At 52.8% G+C, this 12,521-nt stretch carries 18 protein-coding genes; 6 read left to right on the top strand and 12 right to left on the bottom strand.

Annotated features, from left to right (window positions below; translation table 11 throughout):
* The first annotated feature begins 6 nt into the window (after positions 1 to 6).
* The 6 genes from EXW94_RS10320 to fis all read left to right on the top strand — a co-directional run bounded on the left by EXW94_RS10320 (position 7) and on the right by fis (position 5,077).
* Positions 7 to 249: a YhdT family protein gene (locus tag EXW94_RS10320; RefSeq protein WP_006178860.1), complete on the top strand. Its 243-nt coding sequence runs from the start codon at positions 7 to 9 to the stop codon at positions 247 to 249.
* On the top strand, positions 239 to 1,690 hold the full coding sequence (gene panF, locus EXW94_RS10315) for a sodium/pantothenate symporter (protein ID WP_126815556.1): 1,452 nt from the start codon (positions 239 to 241) through the stop codon (positions 1,688 to 1,690). Before EXW94_RS10320 ends, panF begins: the two co-directional genes overlap by 11 nt.
* Positions 1,691 to 1,701: 11 nt before the next feature.
* A complete protein-coding gene (prmA, locus tag EXW94_RS10310) occupies positions 1,702 to 2,583 on the top strand; it encodes a 50S ribosomal protein L11 methyltransferase (protein WP_089598437.1) in 882 nt (293 codons plus the stop codon).
* Between the two features lie 137 nt (positions 2,584 to 2,720).
* Entirely contained in the window at positions 2,721 to 3,461 is a 741-nt protein-coding gene (locus tag EXW94_RS10305; RefSeq protein WP_174340063.1) for a carbonic anhydrase, read from the top strand.
* A 330-nt stretch (positions 3,462 to 3,791) separates the two neighbouring features.
* The gene (dusB, locus tag EXW94_RS10300) at positions 3,792 to 4,757 is read left to right on the top strand and encodes a tRNA dihydrouridine synthase DusB (protein WP_010436190.1); all 966 of its coding nucleotides are present in this window, start codon (positions 3,792 to 3,794) and stop codon (positions 4,755 to 4,757) included.
* A 23-nt stretch (positions 4,758 to 4,780) separates the two neighbouring features.
* Entirely contained in the window at positions 4,781 to 5,077 is a 297-nt protein-coding gene (gene fis, locus EXW94_RS10295) for a DNA-binding transcriptional regulator Fis (protein WP_000462905.1), read from the top strand.
* Positions 5,078 to 5,189: 112 nt separating this feature from the next.
* On the opposite strand, the gene EXW94_RS10290 is transcribed toward fis, so the two are convergent.
* From EXW94_RS10290 to EXW94_RS10235, 12 genes are all read right to left on the bottom strand, one after another.
* Positions 5,190 to 5,402, bottom strand: a complete 213-nt coding sequence (locus EXW94_RS10290) for a hypothetical protein (protein WP_174340062.1) — start codon at positions 5,400 to 5,402, stop codon at positions 5,190 to 5,192.
* A gap of 260 nt (positions 5,403 to 5,662) precedes the next feature.
* The gene (locus tag EXW94_RS10285) at positions 5,663 to 7,006 is read right to left on the bottom strand and encodes a S49 family peptidase (RefSeq protein ID WP_174340061.1); all 1,344 of its coding nucleotides are present in this window, start codon (positions 7,004 to 7,006) and stop codon (positions 5,663 to 5,665) included.
* A gap of 10 nt (positions 7,007 to 7,016) precedes the next feature.
* Positions 7,017 to 7,352, bottom strand: a complete 336-nt coding sequence (locus tag EXW94_RS10280) for a head decoration protein (protein ID WP_174340060.1) — start codon at positions 7,350 to 7,352, stop codon at positions 7,017 to 7,019.
* Positions 7,353 to 7,361: 9 nt separating this feature from the next.
* Positions 7,362 to 8,414: a major capsid protein gene (locus tag EXW94_RS10275; protein WP_375336643.1), complete on the bottom strand. Its 1,053-nt coding sequence runs from the start codon at positions 8,412 to 8,414 to the stop codon at positions 7,362 to 7,364.
* Positions 8,414 to 8,641, bottom strand: a complete 228-nt coding sequence (locus tag EXW94_RS10270) for a hypothetical protein (protein ID WP_174340059.1) — start codon at positions 8,639 to 8,641, stop codon at positions 8,414 to 8,416. The genes EXW94_RS10275 and EXW94_RS10270 overlap by 1 nt, the downstream gene beginning before the upstream one ends.
* A gap of 796 nt (positions 8,642 to 9,437) precedes the next feature.
* Positions 9,438 to 10,841, bottom strand: a complete 1,404-nt coding sequence (locus tag EXW94_RS10265; RefSeq protein WP_174340058.1) for a helicase RepA family protein — start codon at positions 10,839 to 10,841, stop codon at positions 9,438 to 9,440.
* Positions 10,838 to 11,161, bottom strand: coding sequence for a DUF4222 domain-containing protein (locus EXW94_RS10260; RefSeq protein WP_174340057.1), 324 nt, complete (start codon positions 11,159 to 11,161; stop codon positions 10,838 to 10,840). Before EXW94_RS10260 ends, EXW94_RS10265 begins: the two co-directional genes overlap by 4 nt.
* Before the next feature lie 64 nt (positions 11,162 to 11,225).
* Positions 11,226 to 11,594: a hypothetical protein gene (locus tag EXW94_RS10255; RefSeq protein ID WP_174340056.1), complete on the bottom strand. Its 369-nt coding sequence runs from the start codon at positions 11,592 to 11,594 to the stop codon at positions 11,226 to 11,228.
* A 17-nt stretch (positions 11,595 to 11,611) separates the two neighbouring features.
* Positions 11,612 to 11,824, bottom strand: coding sequence for an aminotransferase (locus EXW94_RS10250; RefSeq protein WP_174340055.1), 213 nt, complete (start codon positions 11,822 to 11,824; stop codon positions 11,612 to 11,614).
* Positions 11,817 to 12,014: a hypothetical protein gene (locus tag EXW94_RS10245; RefSeq protein WP_174340054.1), complete on the bottom strand. Its 198-nt coding sequence runs from the start codon at positions 12,012 to 12,014 to the stop codon at positions 11,817 to 11,819. The genes EXW94_RS10250 and EXW94_RS10245 overlap by 8 nt, the downstream gene beginning before the upstream one ends.
* Positions 12,007 to 12,189 carry a hypothetical protein gene (locus tag EXW94_RS10240; RefSeq protein WP_174340053.1) on the bottom strand — a complete coding sequence of 61 codons (183 nt, stop codon included), beginning with the start codon at positions 12,187 to 12,189 and terminating at the stop codon, positions 12,007 to 12,009. The genes EXW94_RS10245 and EXW94_RS10240 overlap by 8 nt, the downstream gene beginning before the upstream one ends.
* Positions 12,182 to 12,436: a host cell division inhibitor Icd-like protein gene (locus EXW94_RS10235; RefSeq protein WP_174339209.1), complete on the bottom strand. Its 255-nt coding sequence runs from the start codon at positions 12,434 to 12,436 to the stop codon at positions 12,182 to 12,184. The genes EXW94_RS10240 and EXW94_RS10235 overlap by 8 nt, the downstream gene beginning before the upstream one ends.
* Positions 12,437 to 12,521 lie beyond the last annotated feature (85 nt).

Here is a 12,521-nt window from a genome sequence, read left to right as displayed (position 1 = left end):
CAAACAATGGACAAGCGTTTTGTTCAGGCCCATAAAGAAGCGCGCTGGGCGCTGTGGCTGACCCTTCTCTATCTTGCCGCATGGTTAGTAACTGCTTACTTACCTGACTCCGCTATTGGCATCACCGGCCTGCCGCACTGGTTTGAAATGGCCTGCCTGCTGGTACCGCTGGTCTTTATCCTGCTGTGCTGGGCAATGGTGAAATTCATTTATCGTGATATTCCGCTGGAGGACGATGATGCAGCTTGAAGTCATTCTGCCGCTTATCGCGTACTTGTTAGTGGTGTTTGGTTTATCCGTTTACGCCATGCGGAAACGCACGACAGGTAGCTTCCTGAACGAGTATTTCCTCGGTAGCCGCTCGATGGGCGGCGTGGTGCTGGCCATGACGCTGACCGCGACCTACATCAGCGCCAGTTCATTTATCGGTGGACCCGGTGCCGCCTATAAATACGGGTTAGGCTGGGTCCTGCTGGCAATGATCCAGCTTCCTGCCGTCTGGCTCTCGCTCGGCATACTGGGCAAAAAATTTGCCATTCTGGCGCGCCGTTATAATGCCGTGACGCTCAACGATATGCTGTTTGCTCGCTACCAGAGCCGTTTACTGGTCTGGCTGGCCAGCTTAAGCCTGCTGGTGGCCTTTATTGGCGCGATGACGGTACAGTTTATCGGTGGGGCGCGCCTGCTGGAAACGGCTGCCGGGATCCCCTACGAGACAGGCCTGATCATTTTCGGGGTCAGCATTGCGCTGTATACCGCGTTTGGTGGATTCCGCGCCAGCGTGCTGAACGACACGATGCAGGGCATGGTTATGCTTATCGGCACTATCGTCCTGCTGGTCGGCATCGTCCACGCCGCGGGCGGCCTGAGCCATGCGGTTGAAACGCTCGAGGCGATCGATCCAAAACTGGTTTCGCCGCAGGGCGCCGATGACATCCTTTCTCCAGCATTTATGACCTCGTTCTGGGTATTAGTGTGCTTTGGGGTTATCGGTCTGCCGCATACGGCTGTGCGCTGTATCTCTTATAAAGACAGCAAAGCCGTGCACCGGGGTATCATTATCGGCACTATCGTTGTCGCGATCCTGATGTTTGGTATGCACCTGGCGGGCGCATTAGGGCGCGCGGTGATCCCCGATCTCACCGTGCCGGATCTGGTGATCCCAACGCTGATGGTCAAAGTGCTTCCGCCGTTCGCTGCCGGGATTTTCCTTGCCGCACCGATGGCCGCCATCATGTCGACAATCAACGCTCAGCTGCTGCAAAGTTCCGCTACGATCATTAAAGATCTTTATCTGAACCTGCGCCCGGAGCAGGTCGAAAATGAGCGACGCCTGAAGCGCATGTCGGCCGTTATTACGCTGGTGTTAGGCGCATTGCTGCTGTTAGCCGCATGGCGCCCACCGGAGATGATCATCTGGCTGAATCTGCTGGCATTTGGTGGACTTGAAGCCGTCTTCCTGTGGCCGCTGGTGTTAGGGCTCTACTGGGAGCGCGCGAATGCCGCCGGTGCGCTGAGCGCCATGATTGTCGGCGGCGTGCTTTACGCCGTGCTTGCAACATTTAAAATTCAGTATCTGGGCTTCCATCCGATTGTGCCTTCGTTACTGCTAAGTTTACTGGCGTTTGTGGTGGGGAACCGTTTCGGTCAGCCCGTTCCACAACCCGCTATGATTTCTACTGATAAATAAAGAGTTTTGCCATGCCGTGGATCCAACTAAAACTGAACACAACCGGCGCTAACGCCGAGGAACTGAGCGATGCGCTGATGGAGGCCGGTTCGGTCTCAATCACCTTCCAGGACACGCATGACACGCCGGTCTTTGAGCCGCTGCCGGGCGAAACCCGCCTGTGGGGTGATACCGACGTTATCGGCCTGTTCGATGCGGAAACCGATATGAAAGAGGTGGTTGCCCTTCTGGAAAACCATCCGCTGCTGGGCGCAGGCTTTGTGCATAAAATCGAACAGCTGGAAGACAAAGACTGGGAACGCGAGTGGATGGATAACTTCCACCCGATGCAGTTCGGCAAGCGTCTGTGGATTTGCCCAAGCTGGCGCGACGTGCCGGACGCGAATGCGGTCAACGTGATGCTCGATCCGGGTCTGGCGTTTGGGACCGGCACCCATCCAACAACCTCACTCTGTTTGCAGTGGCTGGACGGACTGGATCTGGAAGGCAAGACGGTGATCGACTTCGGCTGCGGTTCCGGGATCCTTGCGATTGCTGCCCTGAAACTGGGCGCGGCAAAAGCCATCGGGATCGATATCGATCCGCAGGCGATTCAGGCCAGCCGCGATAATGCCGAGCGTAACGGCGTTTCCGACCGTCTGGAGCTGTATCTGCCTGATGCTCAACCTGAGGCCATGAAAGCCGACGTGGTAGTGGCAAACATCCTGGCTGGCCCATTACGTGAACTGGCACCGTTAATCAGCGTGCTGCCCGTTGAGGGCGGTCTGCTGGGGCTTTCTGGTATTCTGGCAAGCCAGGCTGACAGCGTCTGTGAAGCCTATGCCGATCTCTTCGCGCTCGACCCGGTGGTTGAGAAAGAAGAGTGGTGCCGCATTACCGGTCGTAAAAAATAAGCCTTTGGCGTGGTCCTCTGACCACGCCTTTTTCCCTCTGATATTTCTCCCGCCTTTCACCTGTCTCCGCTAAAATAACCACACAAATCATGTGTTTTAATTTTGATTTGAATAATAAAATTCACAGGAAGAATGTAATGAAACACGTTTATGGCAAGGCAGCACTGCTGGCGCTGAGCATGGTCTCGGCTTCCGCTATCGCATCACACTGGAGTTATCAAGGAGAAGGCGCACCGGAGCACTGGGGCGAGCTGGACGAGGCGTACAAGACCTGTAAAAGCGGGATGAACCAGTCTCCCATTAACATCGATTCCACCGCGAAAGCACATCTCTCCCCGCTGGAAACACACTATATTGACGGCCCCGTTACGCTGACAAACAACGGACACACTATTCAGGCCGTTGAAAAGGCGGACACCCGCGACAGCATTACCCTCGATAACCAAACCTGGACCTTACAGCAGTTCCACTTCCACGCGCCGAGTGAAAACACGGTGCACGGTAAGGCGTCCGCAATGGAAATGCATCTGGTGCATAAGAACGAGAAGGGTGAGCTGGTGGTGGTTGCCGTGATGTTTAATAAAGGCGCCGCTAATGCTGAGCTGGATAAACTCTGGGGCGTGATGCCGGGCCAGGTTGACCAGAACGTCAGCATCAAGCCAAACCTCGACATGAACCAGTTGCTGCCAAAAGATAAGACGTACTGGCGCTTTAGCGGGTCACTCACCACCCCACCGTGCTCCGAGGGCGTCACCTGGATTGTGCTCAAGCATCCGCTGACCGTCTCAGCAGAACAGTTGGGTAAATTCACCCACACCATGCATCACGATAATAACCGTCCGGTACAGTCACTTCATGGCCGCGTCGTCGTTGAATAATGTGCATTTTTCGCGCTGAGATGATGTTCTAAAATGCGACGCAGATCGCAAAGAAGCGGGATAATCTGCTGTTAAAAACAGCAGATTATCCCGCTGATGTGATTCATTTATTCATAAATGATGAGAAGTTACGGGAAATTGTAAGCGCCCATAAAATAACCATTAATGCATAACACAATGATTTAAATAGTGAATAATTTTCCCCGAATAGTCTTAGCGGCGATTCCTTGATCTACAGCAGTGGATTGTTCAAAGTTTGGCCTTTCATCTCGTGCAAAAAATGCGTAATATACGCCGCCTTGCAGTCACAGTATGGTCATTTCTTAACTCATGCGCATCGGACACCACCAGCTCAGAAATCGCCTGATCGCAGCGCCAATGGCAGGTATTACCGACCGGCCGTTCAGGACGTTGTGCTACGAGATGGGAGCAGGATTAACCGTTTCCGAGATGATGTCGTCTAACCCACAAGTGTGGGAAAGCGATAAGTCCCGTTTGCGGATGGTGCATGTGGATGAGCCAGGTATTCGCACCGTGCAAATTGCCGGAAGCGTGCCTGAAGAGATGGCAGATGCCGCGCGTATCAACGTGGAAAGTGGTGCCCAAATTATTGATATCAATATGGGTTGCCCGGCCAAGAAAGTGAATCGCAAGCTTGCAGGTTCAGCCCTTCTGCAATACCCCGACCAGGTGAAGTCAATCCTGACGGCGGTTGTCAGCGCAGTGGACGTTCCTGTTACGTTAAAGATTCGCACGGGTTGGTCGCCGGAACACCGTAACTGTGTAGAGATTGCCCAACTGGCCGAAGACTGTGGCATTCAGGCCCTGACCATTCATGGACGCACTCGCGCCTGTTTGTTCAACGGTGAAGCTGAATACGACAGCATTCGGGCAGTTAAGCAGAAAGTTTCCATTCCGATTATCGCGAATGGTGACATTACTGACCCGCTTAAAGCCAGAGCTGTGCTCGACTATACGGGAGCTGATGCTCTGATGATAGGACGTGCCGCTCAGGGAAGACCCTGGATCTTTCGGGAAATCCAGCATTATCTGGACACTGGGGAGCTGCTTGCTCCGCTGCCACTGGCAGAGGTCAAGCGCTTGCTTTGTTCGCATGTTCGGGAATTGCATGACCACTACGGTCAGGCAAAAGGGTACCGAATTGCGCGTAAACACGTCTCCTGGTATCTCCAGGAGCACGCTCCAAATGACCAGTTTCGGCGCACATTCAACGCCATAGAGGATGCCAGCGTACAGCTGGAGGCGTTGGAGGCATACTTCGAAAATCTTGCGTAATGAAATAAAGAGCTGACAGAACTATGTTCGAACAACGCGTAAATTCTGACGTACTGACCGTATCTACCGTTAACTCCCAGGACCAGGTAACTCAAAAGCCCCTGCGTGACTCGGTTAAACAGGCACTGAAGAACTATTTTGCTCAACTGAACGGTCAGGATGTTAATGACCTGTATGAGCTGGTACTGGCTGAAGTTGAACAGCCACTGTTGGACATGGTGATGCAATACACCCGCGGTAACCAGACCCGCGCTGCGCTGATGATGGGTATCAACCGTGGTACTCTGCGTAAGAAATTGAAAAAATACGGCATGAACTGATACTAATCAGTTAAGTGTTTGTTTAAAAAGGCGCAATCCGGAATGGGAAAGCGCCTTTTTTATTGCGAGTGATACACCGAGTGATACACCGATTCATGAACGAGCGCGAACGTTAGCGTGACGATTGAGATCGGCGCGGTTCCGGCTTGCTCCACTTGTAAGAAGGCGATCTGAGTTTCTGCATGAATCGTTCACGGTTGGCAGTGTGGCTGTTGATGAGGCGTATCATCTCCCGGCGCTCAAACGACGATACAGCGTCAACCGCTGATCCGGTATCAGTACCGGACAGAAAGGCCGCTGCAAGCTGTTTTTTATTAACGTTCATTCTGATTCCTCAAAAAAATACAGAATGGACATGTTGACGTGGATTTCACCTAAAGAAAGCCCGGATCATGTCCATTCTAAATTTAATTTTTTATATAAATATCAGCACTTTGAACCAAAGAAGTACGGACACGATTTTTTTCCTGAAAAAATCTCATATGTAGTGAATCCGTGCGGATAATTCACCCTCGGTGCTCTCAAGTGCTGGAAAGTACCTTTTCGGAGGGGTGTACTGCACTGCAGCATACCCCTCCTTGAAAACTATCGCCGCGGAGGTTCTCCGAATGAGCGCAGTAAAGCCATCGTCTCGCTTTCATCTTCATGCCCTGCGGTGTCATGCCCTGCGCAGGGGGCAGCGTCTGAGGCCATAAAGCGCTCAAAGCTGGCCGCCAGCACGGCGCTACCGTTTGGGGGCGGAGCCAGTGAAAGCAGCTCTACAGCTCGCTCTTGCGTCATGCCGGGCTGCGTTGAAAGCGCAGCAGCCAGCGCCTCACGTCCTTTCGCTGCATCGCTTGAGGTAATGGCGTTCGCCGCCGCGCTGTCTGGAATGCCTTGACCTGCACAGGATACAGCCTGCATAACCGCCACGGCCTGATCGACACTGGCATCCGTGAACAGCGCCAGAGCGTTGGCTAACTGTCCGTTACCGCGTGCTGCCTCGCACGTCATGATTGACGCGATACGCGCCTTTTCATCGTTCATCGCCACTCTATTAACCCTTCCGTTAAATTGTTCACTCATTATTCCGATTGCATCCATGCCGTTCACCAGCTCATGAGCCAGTCCCATTTCAACGGCTTCCCTTCCGTCATAAACCGCCGCTTCTGTTGCCAGAATTTTAGCCACCGAAATCCCGGTGTAGCTTGACACTTTTTCGGCGAAAACCTGCCTTGCTGAGTTCATCTTCTTAGAAAAATCAGCCCTGACGCTATCAGGAAGCGCACTGTATGGGTTCCCGTCAACCTTATGAGCGCCCGAGTAGATTAGTGTGATATCAACTCCGGCATTTTTCATCTGCTCCGAACGGTTAGCGTGTGCCATAAGCACGCCGATTGAGCCCATACGCCCCGTCTGCGTCGTCAGTCGCCGCGTACAGGCCGATGCCAGCAACATAGCAGCAGAACAGGCCATATCATTAGCAAGCGCCCAGATGGGCTTCTGTGCACGCAGTCGGGCTATCATATCGGCACAGTCAAATGCCCCTGCCGCCTGACCGCCTGGGCTGTCGATATCCAGCATGACGCCGCGCACCTCCGGATCATCCATCGCCTGTGTGAGCCGCGCGATAATGCCGTCGTAGCCGGTCATACCAGAGAAGGGGCGCATTGCCCCCAGCTTGTGAACCAGCGTCCCTGACACCGGTAGCACGGCGATACCGTTGCGCACTTCGTAGAACCGCGCCGCCTTGCGATCGCCTGACATAAACGACGCTGTGACCGCCTCCATGTCCTGCGCACTCAGCAGGGCGTTGTCCTGCGGGATAATGAGGCTTTCAGTGCCAATCTCTTTTCCCAGCGCAGAAAAGAAAACCCGCGCGTAGGCGGGTTCTAACATCAGGGGTTCGTTAAACGCCGTACTGGCAATGTGCGCCAAATTACGAGACATAAAACCTCACTTAGCCAGCAAGAGGCTGAACAGAGAGCGCAGAACCCGCAAAAGCAGAAAGTTTTTTTTCCAGCGTGGTGACACTTTCCGGCCAGTTGACGATATCAACATTAAAAGTCCCGGTCTTGTACACCTGCGCCCTGCTCTGAGCATTGGATTCGATGTTAAAGCATGTCAGGTACACCGCCGCACCAGCGTTAACGCCGTCCCATGGAGTCATCAAACCGCTGGTTGGCTCTATCATAAGCGGAGTGAATTGCGGGATACTTCCCGAACCACTCAGGCAGACCAGCGTCGTGCTGACCTCCGCCGTTCCTGAATAAATTTCTGGATATGGAACGCCCATCTTTCCCCCTTATGCGACGATGACGGTAACGAATCGGTTGATATTCACTGGCACAGGCTGCGGGCAGGAATGCGTCTGCACAAACTCCATACCCGGATCGCCCTGCTCCGTCCAGTTTCGGATATAATACTGCGCCTGAGTAAGCCCCTCCCGGATTGCGTGCTGATCCTGAATCGCGCCGTAGGCCATTACGCCAGTGTTTTTCGTGTGTCCGAATACCATCATATTCGGATCGAGGTAAGGCTTTTCTTCGCTAGAGGTAGACTCAGCATAAGTCCCGCTGTAAACGATAAGCGCAACGTCGCCGTAGTAACCCTTAAATGAAACGACATCACCCACGTTTTTAAGCGCAAGCTCAAGCTCAGAGTTAGAGCCGCGACGCGTATCCAGATACTCCCGGAACTTCTTGAAAGAACGCAAAAGCCGCCAAACCTCTTTACCCATGACAATGACGTTAATCGGGCCGTTGGCCTGCTCGCCATACAGCTCCAGATCATTGAATGGGTCAAAGGTCTCAGCGTCCTGCGCTGACCACGCTGCGCTACCGGCCTGGGTGATGATGTTCATTTCACCGATTGCCCAGTCAATTTCATATCGCTCGATGCTGTCACCCTCAATGATATTCTTACCTGTGGTGATAGCGTTGACCGCCAGCCACTCCGCACGTGCTTTGATAGCGTCGGTTTGCTTGGCCAGCGAATTGCTTATGTGCTTCGTGCGTCGGTAAGAAGGCGATGCAGCCAACCCAATAGGCTCTCCAGCCATCCTGGCAAATTCTTTCGACGGATCGATAACGTGCTTCGGCTTCTGATAGCCGGGTTTGAAGCTGTGTGTGCTGAAACCTTTATCACGCTGGACGGTAGCGCCGACCATTGGGGAGCAAAACGGGCTCATTACTACCCTTTCCTCTTCCAGACGATCAAGCATGATTTCAGGCGTCGAAAACAAAACCACCTTTGGAAAGAAAAGCTCTGTGAAAAGCGGGCGGAATTTAAATCTTGAGTCCTCTGGGTTATCAACCATGTTCATCATTTCAATTGGCTGCAGATTTTCGTAAGACATTACTTTTCACCCTTCAGCACATTGCGAACCAGGCGGCGGACAAAATGCCCCACAGAAGGCGTATCAACCCCCAGCGCCTCGCGCTTTTCCCGGTCGATTTCAAGATAGCCCTCAATTTGAGTGACCAAATCGCCATCGATGTACACTGAGCGGCCTTTTCGTTCGCCGTTCATTTGGATATCTAACGCCTCGTGAAGTCTGTCTGACTGTGTTTTATCTTCTTTCATGTTGGGTCTCTTGGATGAAAATCTAAACTGTATGAAAAAACAGTGTTGATCAAAGTGAAATGAAAGGCAAATCCGTTTCATAAAATGCAACGATAGGCGTCAACCTCAAATATCTCAGCAAGCGTCTTTTTATTAACATTCATTTAACACCTTGATTAAAAAATGAGTTCCGACATGAAATGAAGAAAATGAGCCAAAAACGGCGCTCGGAATGTCGGTTTGTTACGCACATAAAAATCAATTAATACAAGAAGTTAAAAGAAAAAAGAACCGACATGATTTTTCCCTGGAAAATTTTCATAAATAGCGAATCCGTGCGAGTTTTGCACCCTCGGTGCTCTCAAGTGCTGGAAAGTACCTTTTCAGAGGGGGGGGAGGGGCGACCGTTAAGCCGCCTCTTCAGGGAGGTCCGTACGTATTACGTCCGAACTTAAAATTAGGGTTAATGGTGCACGGGCATAAAAAAACCGGGCAATGCCCGGCGTGGTGGAGTATCTCCAAAAAAGCAGCTCAATGAAGATGTGAGCAGTTTTGCTCATATCTATCTCGACAGAGAGCATCTCCTGAAAATTTAGGAGATTGATTTGCCGCACATTGCGCATTTTTTGCCGCATTTATTTTTGCCGCACTTTGGTGCGGCATTTTCAGGTTAGTGCGCACTGGTAAAACCCAGTAATGGCGCGGCTTTCAGCCTGATAAAGCATCGTTGCCGCACTTTCTCCAGATATATACGGAAAAAGTGCGGTAAACGGGGTTTTTTAGGGTGTTTGCCGCACACGCCGCACTATTGCCGCACTTATTGCCTTCCAGCCATAACAACATCACCATCGGAATTGATCGTGATCAACCCGTCAGAAACCAGCTTATCAAGCCATTTATGGAATGATTTTCTGGCCTTGTCGCCAAGCATTGCCTCCATGTCGTCACGCAGTACCGCGCGGTTGCACGGCTCGCCTTTGGCCTTGCGGCTGCGGATTGACTGCCACAAGGTGGCGTGGTTTTCGCTCAGGTGTTTAATGCCCTCCAGCTCAGGATCAACGCCCTGCGGCTCCCGTGGCACGTCACGCACCACCAGCGAAGAAACCGTTTCGCCGTCTCTGTCCTGGAACAAATCCAGCTCCACCAGGTCGAACGCCGCTTGTTTCGGCTCCTCAGCGTCTTTCATCTTCGTGCAGGTCAGCACGATAGCGCCGCCCTCACCCTCGCGCCTTACGCTAAATTCTGCATCCAGAGCCGCCCTGAACGCGCTGGAGCCGCGAGCGCCTTTGGTGTCGTCCTTACCGGAATGATGCACCACCAGCAGCGTAGAGCGCGTCGCCTGTTTGATGCGGTCACACCCTTCGATGAACGCCCCCATATCCTTCGCGTCGTTCTCGTCGTTACCGCCGAAACAGCGCGCCAGCGTGTCCAGGATGATAAGGCGGATTGGCTGGCCTGTTTTCCTCTCCACGTCACGCGCAGCGTTAATCACCTGGCTGATATCCTCGGAGCGAACCGGGAACACAGGACGATTGACCAGATACAGATTATCCAGCTTAAGCCCGTATTGCTTCTCCCATGCCTTGATACGGCGCGGAACGCCGATACCACCCTCACCGACGACGTACATCACAGAGCCAGCGGAGACCGACTTTCCAGCCCACTTCATCCCGGCGGCAATGTGGCACGCCCACGATACCGCCAGAAAGCTCTTGTAGGAGCCGCTGGGCCCGTAAATGCTGGTCAGGCTCTGCGCCGGGAGATAGCTTTTCAGCGTGTAATCCTGCTCAACGTCGAATCCGTCAGATCCAACGCTCAGCGGCAGCGTGTGCGCGTACTGGCTGTTCTCCTCGATGCTCTGGCGCTGGCGGTCAAGGAAGTCGCCCCAGTCCTCCGGCTCATGCTCAGCGCTGCGGTACATCCGCGCCTCTACCACGCCAGCGGCCGCCAGGCGCATCGCCACATCACTGATTTGCTGTTCTGAGATATCCCCGGCCAGAAAGACGCGGGCGCGGTAACGGCCATCGTCAACCACCCGGATGTTGTGCAGCTGCGCCAGCTCGCGGCCACTCAGATAGACGGGCGGCGTTGTGTCTCCCGATTTTTTGCCCTCGCTCTCGATCCAGTGTCTGGCGTGCGCGTATGCGTCAGCCCCGGCAAAAATAATCGCTTCGGTATATTTGTCTTTCGGCAGAGCCTTAACGTTCGGTGCGTTTTTCATTTCAGTCCCTTATCCCATCCGTCAGATCCAACGCTCAGCGGCAGCGTGTGGCGAATTTCAGCAATGCGGCGTTTGCCTTTCTCTCTGGCCTCCGCCTGGCTTTTCTCCGTCTCCTCCGGCAGGCACGTAAATTCATTACTGAACCGGTATTCAGAGCAAACGCATTCGCTGTCATACCCGTCACGGACGTATGTCACCCGCCCGAACGCCACGCACTTAACCGTGATTTTTTCACCGTAGTTATTTGCCCAGCGGCTGTGAGCCTCGATTTTTGGCTGAGCGATGCCCTCGGGCTGAGCCCGATTAATTTTCTTAACCATATTTTTTTATTCCTTCGTGGAGCCTGTTACGCCATTCGTATTCTGTTTTTCAACTGTCGCAAGTTCATTCCGGTATTCCCCCGCTCATCCGGAATTTACCAAGAAGAGGATGGAACCAGTACGCAGAGCCATATTTACGCTTAGCACTGCGCAGCACCAGTCGAGCCGCTTCACGAAACCTTTCATCAGGAACTACGCATCCACCGGATTTCAGCTTAACCAGCATCACCCCTTTGGCTTTCGCAAGCTCCTCGGCCTTTTGGGTTGAGATACCGTATTCAGCAGCAAGCGTAGATAATGGCGTCATACCCGCCGGGATTTCACCACCCTGGCTTATTGTCAGTGCCTTAACCTGACCTTCAAGGTGCAATACCTTATCCACCAGCAGATCAAAGCGTTTAGTCAGTTCGGTAAATTTCTCATTGCTGATCATTGTTTAATACCTGCTGTTCAGTTTTCAAGGGAGTGATAATTAGAAATATCCAGTGAGTTTGCCAGTTCGTCAGACAGGCGGGCAGCAATGTGCGTTAAGCTCATTACATGATTACGTTCTTCATCGCCTTTGATTTGCGAAAGGTAAGCCGCACATGCTATTAGCGCTGCAACCTCTTGCGCCAGTGACAACAAATCTTTGTTGCTGAGATAGGTGTAAACATTATCCATTGAGCGCTCCCTTTTCCGTCTCGGCGATTAATGCAAAGCGAATTTCGTTGTTAAAATCACAGGCGATTGAAATCAAATCCACCAGCAACGGATGGCATTCTTTATTAGCCCTCTCCAGAATGATCTCGAAGAGTGAGGCAGCCAACGTTGCTTTATGCTCGGCCTGATCAAGGCTGATTGGCTCACGCATTTTGTGCCCCCTGAATAAAAGTGATACGCACGTGTTTATAGCCCGCTGCCTGCGCCAGTTGCTGCGCTGTTGTCCTGGCTTCAACTACGCTTGCGCTGGTCAGTGTGTAATGAATGCCTACCGTGTGACCGCGCTTGTTAACGCCGTATCCGGCGACATGGAAGGTTTTACGCATGGCGCACCCCCACCAGCAACCAGCTGTAATTGTCCTCAATGAATTGGCAATTCAGCGGGCTGGCCGTCCTGATTTTCGCGGCGAACGTCAGATCCCAAGATGGAAACGCGTCACGCGCTGCCTCTTCGGTGTCTGCCTGAGTGCGCAGAGTGACAGGCTTACCCGTCCACTCCTCGCCCTTAGGCTGCCCCAGAAATAGCCAGGTGAATGCCGGCCGTCCTGTTGTGGTAATATTGGCTGTAGCCATTATCGTTTACTCCTTTCGTTGATGGTTAGACGCCCTGATACTGCTCTAACAGTTCGGGGCGTTGCTTTTTGTATTATGGTAAGTA

This window comes from Enterobacter sp. JMULE2 (genome assembly GCF_013337145.1).
In the GTDB taxonomy this organism is placed as follows: domain Bacteria; phylum Pseudomonadota; class Gammaproteobacteria; order Enterobacterales; family Enterobacteriaceae; genus Enterobacter; species Enterobacter mori.
Note: the sequence above shows the minus strand (reverse complement) of the source record. Positions and strands in the feature narration are given on the sequence as shown.

Bases quoted from the DNA above. Each gene is read 5' to 3' on its own strand.
- EXW94_RS10255 (WP_174340056.1), bottom strand. From the start codon at position 11,594: ATGATCAGCAATGAGAAATTTACCGAACTGACTAAACGCTTTGATCTG.
- EXW94_RS10270 (WP_174340059.1), bottom strand. From the start codon at position 8,641: ATGAAAGAAGATAAAACACAGTCAGACAGACTTCACGAGGCGTTAGAT.
- EXW94_RS10285 (WP_174340061.1), bottom strand. From the start codon at position 7,006: ATGTCTCGTAATTTGGCGCACATTGCCAGTACGGCGTTTAACGAACCC.
- EXW94_RS10235 (WP_174339209.1), bottom strand. From the start codon at position 12,436: ATGGCTACAGCCAATATTACCACAACAGGACGGCCGGCATTCACCTGG.
- dusB (WP_010436190.1), top strand. From the start codon at position 3,792: ATGCGCATCGGACACCACCAGCTCAGAAATCGCCTGATCGCAGCGCCA.
- EXW94_RS10260 (WP_174340057.1), bottom strand. From the start codon at position 11,161: ATGGTTAAGAAAATTAATCGGGCTCAGCCCGAGGGCATCGCTCAGCCA.
- EXW94_RS10320 (WP_006178860.1), top strand. From the start codon at position 7: ATGGACAAGCGTTTTGTTCAGGCCCATAAAGAAGCGCGCTGGGCGCTG.
- EXW94_RS10245 (WP_174340054.1), bottom strand. From the start codon at position 12,014: ATGCGTGAGCCAATCAGCCTTGATCAGGCCGAGCATAAAGCAACGTTG.
- EXW94_RS10240 (WP_174340053.1), bottom strand. From the start codon at position 12,189: ATGCGTAAAACCTTCCATGTCGCCGGATACGGCGTTAACAAGCGCGGT.
- EXW94_RS10290 (WP_174340062.1), bottom strand. From the start codon at position 5,402: ATGAACGTTAATAAAAAACAGCTTGCAGCGGCCTTTCTGTCCGGTACT.
- fis (WP_000462905.1), top strand. From the start codon at position 4,781: ATGTTCGAACAACGCGTAAATTCTGACGTACTGACCGTATCTACCGTT.
- EXW94_RS10280 (WP_174340060.1), bottom strand. From the start codon at position 7,352: ATGGGCGTTCCATATCCAGAAATTTATTCAGGAACGGCGGAGGTCAGC.
- EXW94_RS10250 (WP_174340055.1), bottom strand. From the start codon at position 11,824: ATGGATAATGTTTACACCTATCTCAGCAACAAAGATTTGTTGTCACTG.
- EXW94_RS10265 (WP_174340058.1), bottom strand. From the start codon at position 10,841: ATGAAAAACGCACCGAACGTTAAGGCTCTGCCGAAAGACAAATATACC.
- EXW94_RS10275 (WP_375336643.1), bottom strand. From the start codon at position 8,414: ATGTCTTACGAAAATCTGCAGCCAATTGAAATGATGAACATGGTTGAT.
- prmA (WP_089598437.1), top strand. From the start codon at position 1,702: ATGCCGTGGATCCAACTAAAACTGAACACAACCGGCGCTAACGCCGAG.
- EXW94_RS10305 (WP_174340063.1), top strand. From the start codon at position 2,721: ATGAAACACGTTTATGGCAAGGCAGCACTGCTGGCGCTGAGCATGGTC.
- panF (WP_126815556.1), top strand. From the start codon at position 239: ATGCAGCTTGAAGTCATTCTGCCGCTTATCGCGTACTTGTTAGTGGTG.